The sequence below is a fragment of the Mycobacterium sp. genome, from assembly GCF_035570115.1.
Taxonomy (GTDB): Bacteria; Actinomycetota; Actinomycetes; order Mycobacteriales; family Mycobacteriaceae; genus Mycobacterium.
This window is the reverse complement of record NZ_DATMLH010000060.1, coordinates 1-13,836: the sequence shown is the minus strand read 5'-3', so window position 1 is coordinate 13,836 and position 13,836 is coordinate 1. Positions and strand designations below refer to the sequence as shown.

At 66.1% G+C, this 13,836-nt stretch carries 12 protein-coding genes and 2 riboswitches; all 12 genes read left to right on the top strand.

Annotation, left to right across the window (positions count from 1 at the left end):
- On the top strand, window positions 1-234 hold a 234-nt coding region (locus VNW74_RS04575), incomplete at its 5' end, for a WXG100 family type VII secretion target (RefSeq protein ID WP_325675420.1).
- Between the two features lie 96 nt (window positions 235-330).
- On the top strand, window positions 331-1,242 hold the full coding sequence (locus VNW74_RS04570; protein ID WP_325675419.1) for an ESX secretion-associated protein EspG: 912 nt from the start codon (window positions 331-333) through the stop codon (window positions 1,240-1,242).
- A 185-nt stretch (window positions 1,243-1,427) separates the two neighbouring features.
- Window positions 1,428-2,939: a type VII secretion integral membrane protein EccD gene (gene eccD / locus VNW74_RS04565; protein WP_325675418.1), complete on the top strand. Its 1,512-nt coding sequence runs from the start codon at window positions 1,428-1,430 to the stop codon at window positions 2,937-2,939.
- Complete coding sequence (mycP, locus tag VNW74_RS04560; RefSeq protein WP_325675417.1) at window positions 2,917-4,674, top strand: type VII secretion-associated serine protease mycosin; 1,758 nt, start codon at window positions 2,917-2,919, stop codon at window positions 4,672-4,674. Before eccD ends, mycP begins: the two co-directional genes overlap by 23 nt.
- Window positions 4,671-5,849, top strand: coding sequence for a type VII secretion protein EccE (gene eccE / locus VNW74_RS04555; protein ID WP_325675416.1), 1,179 nt, complete (start codon window positions 4,671-4,673; stop codon window positions 5,847-5,849). The genes mycP and eccE overlap by 4 nt, the downstream gene beginning before the upstream one ends.
- Complete coding sequence (eccA, locus tag VNW74_RS04550) at window positions 5,846-7,678, top strand: type VII secretion AAA-ATPase EccA (RefSeq protein ID WP_325675415.1); 1,833 nt, start codon at window positions 5,846-5,848, stop codon at window positions 7,676-7,678. Before eccE ends, eccA begins: the two co-directional genes overlap by 4 nt.
- A 174-nt stretch (window positions 7,679-7,852) precedes the next feature.
- Window positions 7,853-8,023, top strand: a riboswitch (M-box (ykoK) riboswitch).
- A 233-nt stretch (window positions 8,024-8,256) separates the two neighbouring features.
- Entirely contained in the window at window positions 8,257-8,556 is a 300-nt protein-coding gene (locus tag VNW74_RS04545) for a PE family protein (RefSeq protein ID WP_325675414.1), read from the top strand.
- Window positions 8,557-8,570: 14 nt separating this feature from the next.
- Entirely contained in the window at window positions 8,571-9,860 is a 1,290-nt protein-coding gene (locus VNW74_RS04540) for a PPE family protein (protein ID WP_325675413.1), read from the top strand.
- A gap of 318 nt (window positions 9,861-10,178) precedes the next feature.
- Window positions 10,179-10,349, top strand: a riboswitch (M-box (ykoK) riboswitch).
- Window positions 10,350-10,637: 288 nt separating this feature from the next.
- The gene (locus VNW74_RS04535) at window positions 10,638-10,937 is read left to right on the top strand and encodes a PE family protein (RefSeq protein WP_325675412.1); all 300 of its coding nucleotides are present in this window, start codon (window positions 10,638-10,640) and stop codon (window positions 10,935-10,937) included.
- Between the two features lie 40 nt (window positions 10,938-10,977).
- Complete coding sequence (locus tag VNW74_RS04530) at window positions 10,978-12,186, top strand: PPE family protein (RefSeq protein ID WP_325675411.1); 1,209 nt, start codon at window positions 10,978-10,980, stop codon at window positions 12,184-12,186.
- Window positions 12,187-12,206: 20 nt separating this feature from the next.
- Entirely contained in the window at window positions 12,207-13,463 is a 1,257-nt protein-coding gene (locus VNW74_RS04525; RefSeq protein ID WP_325675410.1) for a PPE family protein, read from the top strand.
- A 73-nt stretch (window positions 13,464-13,536) separates the two neighbouring features.
- The gene (locus VNW74_RS04520) at window positions 13,537-13,833 is read left to right on the top strand and encodes a WXG100 family type VII secretion target (RefSeq protein ID WP_325675409.1); all 297 of its coding nucleotides are present in this window, start codon (window positions 13,537-13,539) and stop codon (window positions 13,831-13,833) included.
- Window positions 13,834-13,836: the final 3 nt, after the last annotated feature.

Here is a 13,836-nt window from a genome sequence, read left to right as displayed (position 1 = left end):
CGCGCCCAGGCCGCGTCCCTGGAGCAGGAGCACCAGTCCATCGTGCGCGATGTGCTGGCCGCCGGCGACTTCTGGGGCGGCTCGGGTTCGGTGGCCTGCCAGGAGTTCATCACCCAACTGGGCCGCAACTTCCAGGTCATCTACCAACAGGCCAACCAACGCGGCCAAAGCGTGCAAAACGCCGGCAACAACATGAGCTCCACCGACAGCGCCGTCGGCTCCAGCTGGGCCTGACAGTCAGCACCCGGCGCGGCAGCACACCGATCCGGGTGTGCTGCCGCGTCGTGCTGTAGCCGAGGACCCCGAGATACGCGAGATACGAGAGTAGTGATGGATCAAACCACCCGGACCGACATCACCGTCAACGTCGAAGGCTTCTGGATGCTGCAGGCGCTATTGGACATTCGCCACGTCGCGCCCGAATTACGCTGCCGGCCATTCGTTTCCACTGATTCGATGGAGTGGCTGAACCAGCACCCCGGCATGGCGGTGATGCGCGAACAGGGCATCGTGACGGGCGAGACGGTCAACGAGTCGGTGGCCGCCCGCATGCGGGTGTTGGCCGCGCCCGATCTCGAGGTCGTCGCGTTGCTGTCTCGGGGCAAGCTGCTCTACGGCGTCAAGGAAAAAGAAGAAGGCGGCGTCGACGAGCCGGCGGGATCTCGCGACATCCCCGACAACGAGTTCCGGGTGCTACTGGCCCGCCGTGACCAGCACTGGGTGTCGGCGGTACGGGTCGGCGACGAGATCACCGTCGACGACGTCTCGATCGCGGATACCACCTCGATCGCATCGCTGGTCTTCGACGCGCTGGAGTCCATCCATCACGCCGATCCCGCGGCGATCAACGCGGTCAACGTGCCGCTGGAGGAAATGCTCGAGATCACGAAGGCTTGGCAGAGCTCCGGGTTTAACGTCTTCTCCGGTGGCGATCTGCGGCGGCTCGGCATCAGTGCGGCGACGGTAGCCGCGCTCGGGCAGGCGCTTTCAGATCCGTCGGCTGAAGCCGCGGTCTACGCCAGGCAATACCGAGACGACGACAAAGCGCCCAGCGCCTCGGTGCTGTCGCTGAAGGACGGGTCCGGCGGGCGCATCGCGATGTACCAGCAAGCGCGTACCGCTGGGTCGAACGAGTCCTGGCTAGCCATCTGCCCGGCCACCCCGCAGTTGGTCCAGGTCGGGGTAAAGACCGTTTTGGAGACCCTTCCCTACGGCGAGTGGAAAACGCATCGCAGAGTTTAACTAATCGTTACCGAAATACGCAGCATGCCAAGGTTTTTCGGTGCAGCATTCACTCAGGGTGCGGATGCCGCGAAATATTCTAGAATCATATTCTAGAATCTGCTCAACAATTGGGACGCGACGTCACAATTACAAATAGCGAGGCAAGACACATGGACCCAGAATTCGTCGAGAGGGGTGGCACAATGACCGCAGTAGCTGAGCAGCCACAGACTGGCACTGAGGCAATCTCATCGCCTCAGTCAGTCGTGATTGGCATCATCGCCGGCGACGGCGCGCAAATCGGCGTGCTGCTGGACGCCAACGCCCCGGTCTCGGTGATGGTCGACCCGTTGCTCAAGGTCATCAACGTCCGACTGCGGGAGCTGGGCCTGCAGGCACTGGAAGCCAAGCTGCGCGGCAGGTGGGCGCTGTGTCTGGTTGACGGCACACCGCTGCGGGCCGCCCAGTCGCTGAGCGAGCAAGACATCTTCGACGGCGACCGGCTGTGGCTGCGGTATGTCGAAGACACCGAACACCGATCCCAGGTCATCGAGCACATCTCGACGGCCGTGTCGGTGAACCTGAGCAAGCGGTTCAGCGCGATCAACCCGACGGTTGCCATCCAGGTGGGTGCGGCAATGGTCGCGGCCGGGGTGCTGTTGGGATCGGGGCTGCTCGGCTGGTTCCGCCACCAACACGACTCGTGGCTTCCGGCGCCCTATGCCGCGGTCATCGCGGTGATGGTGATCTCGGCGGCGCTGATGATCCTGGGACGCGCCAAGACCGTCCAGGACCGCCGCGCGGGCGACGTCTTGCTGTGGAGTGGGCTGGCGCCACTTGGGGTGGCGGCGGCTGCGGTACCCCCCGGCCCAGTCGGCGCGCCGCACGCGGTGATGGGGTCCGCGGTCATCGGTGTGGGCGCCATGCTGGTGTTGCGGTTCACCGGCCGTCGGTTGGGTACCGGTACCGCGATCGTCACCATCGCCTTGGCGGCGACGCTCGCGAGCCTGGCGCGGATGGCATTTGGTACCGGCACGGTGACACTGTTGACCACCATCCTTCTGGTCTGCGTGTTCGGCTATCACGGCGCGCCGGCGCTGGCCCGCTGGTTGTCCGGTATCCGGCTGCCGGTGTTCCCGTCCGCCACCAGCCGCTGGGTATTCGAGGCCCGGCCCGATCTGCCGACCACCGTGGTCGTCAACGGCGGCGGCCGTCCCACCCTGGAAGGCCCCGCGTCCATCCAAGATGTCGTGCTGCGGGCCGAGCGGGCCCGATCGTTCCTGACCGGATTGCTGGTTGGTCTCGGTGTACTGACGATCGTGTCGCTGGCGGGTGTATCCGATCCGCGCACCAGCGACCGGTGGCTGCCGCTACTGCTGGCCGCTTGCACCGCCGGCTTCCTGATGCTGCGTGGTCGCTCCTATGTCGACCGTCTCCAGGCGATCATCCTGGCCGTGACGTCGGTCCTGATCGTCGCGTCGATTGTGGTGCGGTATTCGCTAGTGTTGTCCTCGGCGGCAGCGGTCTCGGCGGGAGTGGCCATCGTGGTGCTGCTGCCCGCGGCCGGAATGATCGCCGCGGCGGTGGTACCCAACACCATCTACAGCCCGCTGTTCCGCAAGCTCGTGGAATGGGTTGAATACCTCTGCCTGATGCCGATCTTCCCGTTGGCATTGTGGTTGATGAATGTCTATGCAGCGATCCGCTACCGGTAGGCTGCGGCCGCTCCGCGCGGCCGCAGTGGCTGCCACGACCCTCATCGTCGCCTCGGTAGCGCTTTCCGGGTCGCCCGCGTACGCGATCAACCCTCCGGGGATCGATCCGGCCGCGGTGCCGCCGGACAGCCCGCCCGGACCTTCGGCGCCCATGAAGCAGAGTTCCTACTGCACCGAGGTTGGGGTGTTGCCGGGCACCGACTTTCGGGTGCAGCCGAAGTACATGGACATGCTCAACCTGCCCGAGGCGTGGCGCTTCGGGCGTGGTGGTGGGGTGAGGATCGCGGTCATCGACACCGGGGTGACCCCGCACCCAAGGTTGCCGCATCTGGTTCCGGGCGGCGACTACGTGATGGGTGGCGGCGACGGTCTGTCCGACTGCGACGCGCACGGCACGCTCGTGGCGTCGATGATCGGCGGGGCACCGGCGCCCTCTGAGGGCCCCGCAGCGCCGGGGCCGCGGCGACCGCCGCCAGTCCCAACCCGCGAACCACCGCCACCGGCGCCGCCTCCGCAGACGATCAGCGTGGCGCCGCCGCCTCCGCAGACGATCACGCTGGTCCCGCCTCCGCCTCCGCCACCGTCGCAGGAGCAGGGTCCGCCACCGCCGTTTGGCGCTCCGCCGGCGCCGCAAGAGCCGAAGCAACCGGGAGCCGCCAACCGTGGCCACGGCAAGATGGTGCTGCCCGGCTATTCCCGTGGTGGGCAGATTGTCTCGGTCGATTACCCCCGACCGGCAGCGCCAGCGCCGCTCGAGCCGCCGCCGACAGGGCCGGCTGACGCGTTCACCGGGATTGCCCCCGACGCCGAGCTGATCTCGATCCGCCAGTCCAGCCAGGCGTTCAGCCTCAAGGACGCATATACCGGCGACGAGGATCCGCAAACGCGGCAGAAGTCGGACAACATCCGGACCATGGCCCGAGCGATCGTGCACGCGGCCAACCTGGGCGCGCGGGTGATCAACATCTCCCAGGTGATGTGCATGAGCGCGCGCAGTCTGATCGACCAGCCCGACTTGGGGGCCGCGGTCCGTTACGCGGCCGTCGACAAAGATGCCGTCATCGTCGCCGCCGCCGGCGACACCAGTCAACGCGACTGCAAGGAGAATCCACTCAGCGACCCGTTGCACCCGGGTGATTCCCGCGACTGGAATGGTGTGACGACGGTGGTGACGCCGTCGTGGTTCAGCGACTACGTCTTGACGGTCGGCGCAGTGGATTCCTCTGGTACGCCGATGGACAAGTTGAGTGTGGCCGGGCCCTGGGTGTCGATCGCGGCACCCGGTACCGATGTCGTCGGTCTCTCGCCGCGAGATGACAGTCTTATCAACGCGATTGACGGTCCGGACAACTCGCTGCTGGTGCCAGCCGGCACCAGCTTCTCCACCGCGATCGTCTCGGGTGTGGCTGCTTTGGTGCGGGCGAAATATCCGCAACTGTCGGCGCATCAGATCATCAACCGGTTGACTCGCACCGCCAGGGCACCCGGTCGCGGAGTGGACAACCAGATCGGCTACGGGGTCGTCGACCCGGTCGCGGCGCTGACGTGGGATGTGCCCGACGGGTCTGTCCTGCCGAAAGAATCGGGTTCCCCACTGAAAATGCCTCCGGCACCTACCCCGCGCAACATGACGCCGGTGTGGGTAGCCGCCGCTGGATTGGGTGGCGCGCTACTAGTAGCCGGCTTGGTGTTCGGCGCAGCGATGCTGATGCGAAAGACAGGGAGACCGGAATGAAGGCACAACGCGAATACGGGCTAGCCCTGTCGTGGCCGCGGGTCACCGTGGTGTTCCTCATTGATGTTGCGTTACTGGTCATTGCGAGTCACCTCCCCAGTTCCGTGCGGCCTGACGTGGCGTTTTGGGTGGGTGTCGGTCTCGCGGTGCTGGTGACGCTCGTTGCCTTGGTCACCAATGGGGGAGTTCCCATTGCGTCTGCGCCGATTGCGCGGGTGCGCAATTGGTATGCCGACCCCGAGGCGCTGACCGTCGGCTGCACCCCGGCCATCGACCACCGTCGCCGCTTCAGCCGCGAAACGGTCGGCGTGCGCGAGTACGACGGCCAGCTGATCGCGGTGATCGCGGTCGAAGGGGTGGCCGACACATCGTCGGGACGGCATCGCCATCGGGATGCAGCACCGCCGTCTATGCCACTGGAGGCGGTCATCGAGGCGCTGCGCCAGTTCGATGTCCGGCTGGACAGCCTCGACATCGTCTCGGTGGGAACAGGTCCGGGCGGCAAAGGCGTCAAATCGGCGGTGCAAGATGATTTCGGGGCCACCGGCCATCGACGCCCGACCGAGGCGCGCCACACCTGGGTGATACTGCGGATGGATCCGCTGCGCAACGCCCTGGCCGTGGCCGCCCGCGATTCCGTCGCCTGCACACTGGCCGCGGCTGCCGAGCGGCTGGCTAATGATGTCGACGGGCGAAGCTGCACCGCGCGGCCGCTGACCGCAGACGAGATTCTCGAGGTCGACGACGCCGTGTTGGCCGGGCTCCAGCCGGCTCACATTCGGCCGTTCTGGCGCTACCTCAAGACCCCGGACGGGTACGTCACCAGCTTCTGGGTCTCGCCTTCGGACATCAACACCGAGACACTCGAGGAGTTGTGGCGCACCGATGCCGACGTCACCGTGATGACGATCCGGCTGATCGCGGACGGTCGTGAAGCCGATGTGGCGGTGTGGGTGCGCTACCACAGTCACCAACGGCTGCGCAAAGAGACGTTCAGCGGACTGAACCGGCTCACCGGCCGCCAGTTGGGCGCGGTAGCCGCGAGCATTCCGGCGCCGACTTCGCGTCGGCCGCTGCCCATGCCGAGTCGCATACTCGACGACGGCGAGGGCATCCTAGTTCCGGTCGGCGCGGTAGCCCTACAACAAAGTAGTCGCGCCGAAGCGTTGCGATGACCCGGCCGCAGGCCGGCGTGGCGGATGCCCGCAACGCCATGGTTGCGGGCCTGCTGGCGTCCGGCATTTCGGTCAACGGGCTACAGCCCAGCCACAATCCGCAGGTGGCGTTGCAGATGTTCACGACGGCCACCCGGCTCGATCCCGACATGTGCGACGCGTGGCTGGCCCGGGTGCTGGCCGGGGATCAGAGCCTTGAGGTGCTCAGCGGCGCGTGGCACGCCATCAAGACATTCGGCTGGGAGATGCGCCGACTGAGCTTGTCCGAGTTGGAGTTTCGCCCTGACGTCTCCGATGGGATGTTCCTGAAGCTGGCGGTCACCAGTGTGGAATCGTTTTCCGCCGCCTACGCGGCCGCGCTCACCGAAGCGAAGCGGTTCCAGGAAGCGGCGGAACTCCTGGATTCGACGGAGCCACGGCATCCGTTCGACGAGGAGCTGCTCAAGTATGTGCGGGGGCTACTGTATTTCCGCACCGGCCGGTGGCCGGACGTGCTCACCCAATTCCCGCCCGGAACGACGTGGCGTCAACCCGAGTTGAAGGCCGCCGGGGCGGCGATGGCCACCACCGCACTGGCTTCGCTGGGGGTGTTCGAGGAAGCCTGCCGGCGCGCGCAGGAGGCCATCGAAGTCGACCGGGTGCCCAGCGCGGCCAATGTCGCCTTGTACACCAAGGGAATGTGTTTGCGGCATCTGGGCCGTGAAGAAGAGGCCACCGAGTGTCTACGCCAGGTGTACTCACGCGATGCCAAGTTCACCCCGGCCCGCGATGCATTAGACAATCCCGGCTACCGGCTGGTGCTGACCGACCCGGAAACCATTGAGGCCAGGACGGATCCGTGGGATGTGGACAGTGCACCCACCCGCGAGCAGGCCGAGGCCGCCCGTCACGCCGAGATGGCCAAGAAGTACTTGGACGAAGGCGATGCCGAGCTCAACGCGATGCTCGGCATGGAACAGGCCAAGCGGGAAATCAAACTGATCAAGTCGACGACCAAGGTGAACCTGGCCCGGGCCAAAATGGGCCTGCCGGTGCCGGTGACGTCGCGGCACACCCTGTTGTTGGGACCTCCCGGCACCGGGAAGACGTCGGTGGCGCGTGCGTTCAGCAAGCAACTGTGCGGTTTGACCGTGCTGCGCAAGCCGTTGGTGGTGGAGACCAGCCGTTCGAAGTTGCTGGGCCGCTACATGGCCGATGCGGAGAAGAACACCGAGGAGATGCTCGAAGAGGCGCGGGGTGGGGCCGTCTTCTTCGACGAGATGCACAACCTGCACGAGAGCGGCTACTCCACGGGCGACGCCTACGGCAACGCGATCATCAACACCTTGCTGCTGTACATGGAGAACCATCGCGACGAGCTGGTGGTGTTCGGGGCGGGCTATGCCAAAGCGATGGACAAGATGCTGGAGGTCAACCAGGGCCTGCGGCGGCGGTTTTCGACGGTGATCGAGTTCTACAGCTACAACCCCAAGGAACTGATCGCGCTGACGCAGTTGATGGGCCGGGAAAACGAGGACGTGATCACCGATGAGGCGGTCGACGTGTTGCTGCCGGCCTACACCAGGTTCTACGACGACGAGAACATCTCGCAAGACGGCGATCTGATCCGCGGCATCGATGTGCTGGGAAATGCCGGATTTGTGCGCAACGTGGTGGAAAAGGCCCGCGATCACCGCAGCTTCCGCCTCGACGACGAGGACCTCGACGCGGTGTTGTCCAGTGAGGTCGATGAGTTCAGCGAGGACCAGCTGCGTCGCTTCAAAGAGCTGACGCGCGACGACCTGGCCGAGGGCCTCAGTGCGGCAGTGGCGGAGAAAAAGACCGACTAGCCGTCCGCGGGCCGCAGGGGCGATCCCTGACGGCGCTGTCAGTTAACGCCTGCTGCCGATGAACGGCGTGGCCCGCCGCGTCTGTAACGATCTTCAGCAATTTACCGATAATCCGCCGCACGTTGCATTGACGGGCGTCGGTACTGCTGCCACGATGAAGTTACAAACACGTTACATGCACCTCGCTAGGTGAGGCGTCTGCACGGATATAGGCCACTGACCTCGAACGTCGAAAGACGCCCAGGGTCAGGACAGCTCTTCCCGGGTTAAGGGTTGAGCCCAAGTGGCTTCCGGCTCAGCCGGATACGCCGTGTGGTGCCAAAGCTCCGGCGAGAGGGGTGCCACCCGACGGTTTCCGTCGGGCGTCTTACCTCTCTTGGCGGAACGGCGGGGTCCTGGCCGTCAGGAGGTGGGGCCGAGACCGAATGCCAGCGATAGTTCTTCGCCGAACTATCCGAGATCGATGACCGTTTCTTTCCGATCCGGTCACGGCGACTCCGCCAACTGAATCGGTTTGTACTCAACCCTTACAGCGGCCGAGGCCCGTTCCGGGTCGGACTTTTCCGAAGGGGAAGTCCATGTCATTCGTCACTACACAGCCGGAAGCGCTGTCCGCAGCAGCCGGCAACCTACAGGGGATCGGCACGAACGTCGCCGCCCACAACGCGGCCGCAGCCAGCCCCACCACGGCGCTGGTTCCCGCGGCGGCCGACGAGGTGTCGGCGCTCACCGCGGCCCAGTTCACCGCCCACGCTCAGGTCTATCAAGCGGTCAGTGCTCAAGCCGCGGCGATTCACGAGACGTTCGTGTCCACCCTGAGCGCCAGTGCCGGGTCCTATGCGGCCACCGAAGCCGCCAACGCGGTCGCTGCGGGCTGAGGGGGGTTGTTGCAATGGATTTCGGAGCATTACCACCAGAGATCAACTCCGCTCGCATGTATGCCGGTCCCGGTTCGGGGCCGATGCTGGCAGCCGCGTCGGCGTGGGACGCACTGGCCGCCGAGCTAGATTCGGCGGGGTCAACCTATTCCTCCGTGGTCTCCAGCCTGGCCGAACAATCCTGGCTGGGACCGGCGTCGGCATCGATGGCGGCCGCGGCCGCGCCGTACGTGGATTGGATGAGCGCGACCGCCACCGAGGCTGAGCAAACGGGCTTCCAGGCCAAGGCTGCGGCAGCCGCGTACGAGGCTGCGTTCACCATGACGGTGCCGCCCGCGGAAGTCGCGGCCAACCGCACTCAGCTGGCGGCGCTGGTCGCCACGAATGTCCTGGGTCAGAACACTGCTGCGATCGCGGCCACCGAAGCCCTCTACGGCGAAATGTGGGCTCAAGACGCCGCGGCGATGTACGGCTACGCCGGCTCCTCGGCTGCCGCCGCGACGGTGACACCGTTCAGTTCGCCGCCGCAAACCACCAACGAGGGCGGAGCGGGCAGCCAAGCCGGCGCGGTTGCCCAGGCCACCGGCACGTCGTCGAGCGCCGGCGTGCAGTCAACGCTGTCGCAGGTGGTCTCCACGGTTCCCAATAGCCTGCAGCAGCTCGCATCGCCGGTGTCGGCGGCGGGAAGCAATCCGTTTGCGCCAGGATCGAATACCGCCACGACGGGGATCTCCGGATTGCTGAACCTCCTGAGCGGAGAGAGTGGATCGGCCTTCGGGAGCTTCATAACCTCGGGGTTTGCGAACGGAATCCTCTCGGGTAACTGGTTCAACCCGGCCAGCATCATGCCGGCTGTGACAAGCTCGTTCGGTGATATCGGGTTCTTGGCGGTAGCCGGTCAGAGCATTGGCGGCATGAATCCGGCCTTGTTTACGGGGGCGGCTGCTGCCCCGTCGGCGATGAGCACAGTGGGCCACGTCGGTTCGGCGATGGGCGCGCTCGGCTCAAACGGCCTGGGCGGATCGGCGGTGTCGGCCGGTATGGGCCGCGCGACGTTAGTCGGGACGATGTCGGTACCGCACAGTTGGGCCCCCGCCCCGCCCGTGGCGAGTCCCACGGCCACCGCGTCACCGGCAGAGGGCTGGTATATGCCGCCGGGGGTGGAGGAGGCGTCCGCGACGCCAGGAGTGCCGGGCATGCCTGGAATGCCGATGGCGGGCGGCACCGCACGCGGGTGGGGCTTTGCCGCTCCGCGATATGGGTTCAAGCCCACCGTCGTAGCGCATCCGCCGGCTGCCGGATAGCAGAAGGGAGTCACGCCGTGAGCGTCAAGCCCACGACGACAGGCAAGGGGCGCCGAAGTTGGCGCCGAACCCAGCGTGGACGTCCACCTTGTCCTGGACCGAGTTCGCGCAGACTCGGGGGAAGCCGATATAGACACGTGCAACGGGCACGCGGACCGACCCTCTACGTGTATGTGAATTACGAACAGCTACAAAAGATCTCGACCTCCGCTGTGACTCCGACGTGCAAATGTGGTGAGCCTAAGCCTTGGCCGTTGTCGACCACCACGCCGCGCGTCGGGTTGACTCCTGCCAATCTTGATGGAACTATTGCGGATGCAAGCACCTCGCTAGGTGAGGCGTCTGCACGGATACAGGCCACTGACCTCGAACGTCGAAAGACGCCCAGGGTCAGGACAGCTCCTCCCGGACTAAGGGTTGAGCCCAAGTGGCTTCCGGCTCAGCCGGATACGCCGTGCAGTGCCAAAGCTCTGACGAGAGGGGTGCGAGTCGGTTGATGTGCCGGCTCCCAAACATCCCGCTGTGCACCGTGTAGGCACCCCTGTGTGCCCTGGCCGTGAGGAGGTGAGGCGAAGTGAGTCCAAGTGACGGTCCATATCCGAGACCGGTGACCATTTCGTTCGGATCCGGCCCCGGCGCTTTCTCCACTATCTGAATCGGCCTGCGCCGCTTCACTTAACGCACGCGCGTTTCGTTTTCTTACGCGCGCGCGATCCTGTCGTGCTCTGGCGCGACCACCGCCGTGGATTAACCCTGCCTTGCCAAAGGAGACGTCCAATGTCTTTCGTAACCACACAGCCAGAAATGCTGACGGCAGCAGCCAACCAGCTGCAAGGTATCGGCACCGCTATTGTCGCCCAGAACGAGGCCGTCGCAGCCCCGACGACCGGGGTGATTCCCGCAGCTGCCGACGAGGTTTCGGCCCTGACCGCGGCGCAGTTCGCCAGCCACGCACAGGTGTACCAGACGGTGAGCGCGCAAGCCGCGGCGATGCACGAGATGTTCGTGCGCGTCTTGAGCGCAAGTGCCGGCTCGTACGCGACCACGGAGGCGGCCAACGCGGTCGCAGCACTCTGAGAGACGTCGCAGCCCATCGAGAGACCAGGGGAGGTGTACCATGCTGGACTTCGCCGCACTGCCACCGGAAATCAATTCGGCCAGAATGTATTCGGGAGCCGGCTCGGCGCCGATGCTGGCCGCTGGTGCTGCCTGGAGCCAGCTGGCGGCTGAGATACGCTCGGCGGCAGCCTCTTACAGCTCTGTCGTCTCGAGTCTGACCGGCAGCAGCTGGCAGGGCCCGGCATCCACGTCGATGGCGGCCGCGGCCGCACCGTATGCGGCGTGGATGAACACCACCGCCGCGCAAGCCGAGCAGACGGCCGCGCAGGCGCAAGCGGCGGTGACCGCCTACGAGTCGGCGTTCTCGATGACCGTGCCGCCCGCGGAGATCGCGGCCAATCGGGCTCAGCTCGCGTCCCTGGTGGCGACCAACATCTTCGGGCAAAACACTCCGGCGATCGCGGCCACCGAGACCCTGTACGGCGAAATGTGGGCGCAAGATGCCGCGGCGATGTACGGCTATGCGGGGTCGTCGGCGGCGGCCTCGCAGCTGACCCCGTTCAGCCAGCCGGCCCCGACCACCAATGCGACCGGCTTGGCGGCACAAGCCGCCGCAACAGCGCAAGCCTCCGGCACCTCGGCGGGCACTAGCGGCAGCAATGCCACCAGCGCCTCGACCACCGGGTTGTCGTCATTGCTGGGGGACCTCACGTCATCCACCGGGTCTTCGTCATCGTCGTCATTGGTGACGGAGCTAACGGATTTGTTCAGTAACTCGAACAATTCGGCCCTGGGAACCTTCCTGAGCGGAAACTTCTTCAGTACTGCGGTGGTCAACGGAGCACTCGCAGGCGGGCCGTTCAACCCGCAGTTCCTGCTGCAGACGATGGCGGGCTTCAACTTCCTCCAAGGCGCCAAGGGTGCCGCGGCTGGATCGGGATTGTTGAACCTGTTCAATTCGGGCGCGCTGGGGTCGACAGGCGGGTCAGGTCTCGGCGGTCTGGGATCAGGGGCGTCGGCCGCGATGGGCGAGGCGGGCCGCGTTGGGGCGCTGTCAGCGCCGCCCAGCTGGTCGGCGGTCGCCCAGACCAGCCCGATCGCCTCGGCGCTGGGCCGCACCCCGCTCACGGCTCCGGAGACCGCGACGGGCGGGCCCGGAGGCGTTGCCTCGCCGATGTCGAACATGACCGGGCGGCTTCGCCGTCCGATTCCGAAATACGGGATGCGCCTGCCGCCAATAATGGCGCGGCCGCCCGCTGCCGGATAACAGACCAAGGGGAAACTGTCATGATCGACTACGCGGTGCTACCACCGGAAATCAATTCGGCCAGAATGTATTCGGGAGCCGGCTCGACGCCGATGCTGGCCGCCGGCGCTGCTTGGAGCCAACTGGCAACTGAAATGCGCTCGGCGGCGGCCTCTTACAGCTCGGTGGTCACGAATCTGACCAGTGGCAGCTGGCAGGGCCCGGCTTCGGCCTCAATGGCGGCCGCGGCCGCACCCTACGCGGCGTGGATGAACACCACTGCCACGCAAGCTGAGCAGACGGCCGCGCAGGCGCAGGCGGCGGTGTCCGCCTACGAGTCGGCGTTCTCGATGACCGTGCCGCCCGCGGAGATCGCGGCCAATCGCACGCAGCTGGCATCGCTGGTGGCGGACAACGTTTTGGGACAGAACGCTCCGGCGATTGCGGCCACCGAGGCGCAATACGGAGACATGTGGGCCCAGGACGCCGCGGCGATGTACGGCTACGCCGGGTCCTCGGCGGCGGCCGCCCAGCTGACCCCGTTCACCCAGCCGGCTCAGACCACGAGCGCGACCGGCTTGGCTGGGCAAGCCGCCGCGGTGGCCCAGGCCAGCGGCACCTCGGCGGGCACCGCCGGCACCTCGGCCAGTACCGCCACCAGCGCGTCGTCGACAGGCGGGTTGTCATGGCTGGACGGCATCCTCGCGGACAACTCGAACACCTCCACCACCGGGCTGGCCGGGATACTCAACTACCTCGACGGAGCCGACGGGTCGCTGCTGGGGAGCTTCCTCAACAACGGCACCGTCGCCAACCTCAGCAATGCCTTCACCACGAGCGGGCTACTCAACCCGACGGCGTTCATCGATACCGTGACGTGCTTCAGCTACCTGTTCCCCGGCATGGCGGGCGGCGCGTTGGCCTCCGATGTATCGGGTCTGGCGGCCGGGCTCGGCTCGGGGACTGCGGGATTGGGGGCAGCGGGCCTGCGCGGCCTGGGCGGCCTGGGCGCGGCGGTGTCTGCGGGCGTCGGACAGGCCTCACCGCTGGGCCCCTTGTCGGTGCCGGGAGCCTGGGCCGCGGCCGCGCCGGGACTCAGCAGGATCGCCACCGAGTTGCCGGGCGCCAGCGCCCTGAGCCCCGCCCTGGGCGCCACCCCTCTGGTGTCACCCGGTGGGCCGGTGGGCATGCCAGGTATGCCGCTGGGCGGGATAGCCGGCATGTTCGACCACGAGATGGAGGAACCGATGTACGGGTTCCGACCCGTCGTGATGGCACGCCCGCCCGCCGCCGGTTAGCAACCGGGAATCACCTTGCGCTACAGCACAATCCGTTACAAATGCAGGTTCGAAGAGACAAGGAGATAGAGATATGTCTACGCGTTTTATGACTGATCCGCATGAGATGCGGTCGATGGCGGGCCGTTTCGATATGCACGCTCAGACGGTGGAGGACGAGGCCCGCAAGATGTGGGCGTCCTCGCAGAACATCGCCGGTGCGGGCTGGAGTGGGACGGCGCAGATGACGTCCTACGACACCATGGGCCAGATGAATCAGGCGTTTCGCAACATTGTCAACATGCTGCACGGTGTGCGTGACGGGCTGATCCGCGACGCCAACAACTACGAGCAGCAAGAGCAGGCTTCCCAGCGGCTCCTGTCCAGCTAGCCC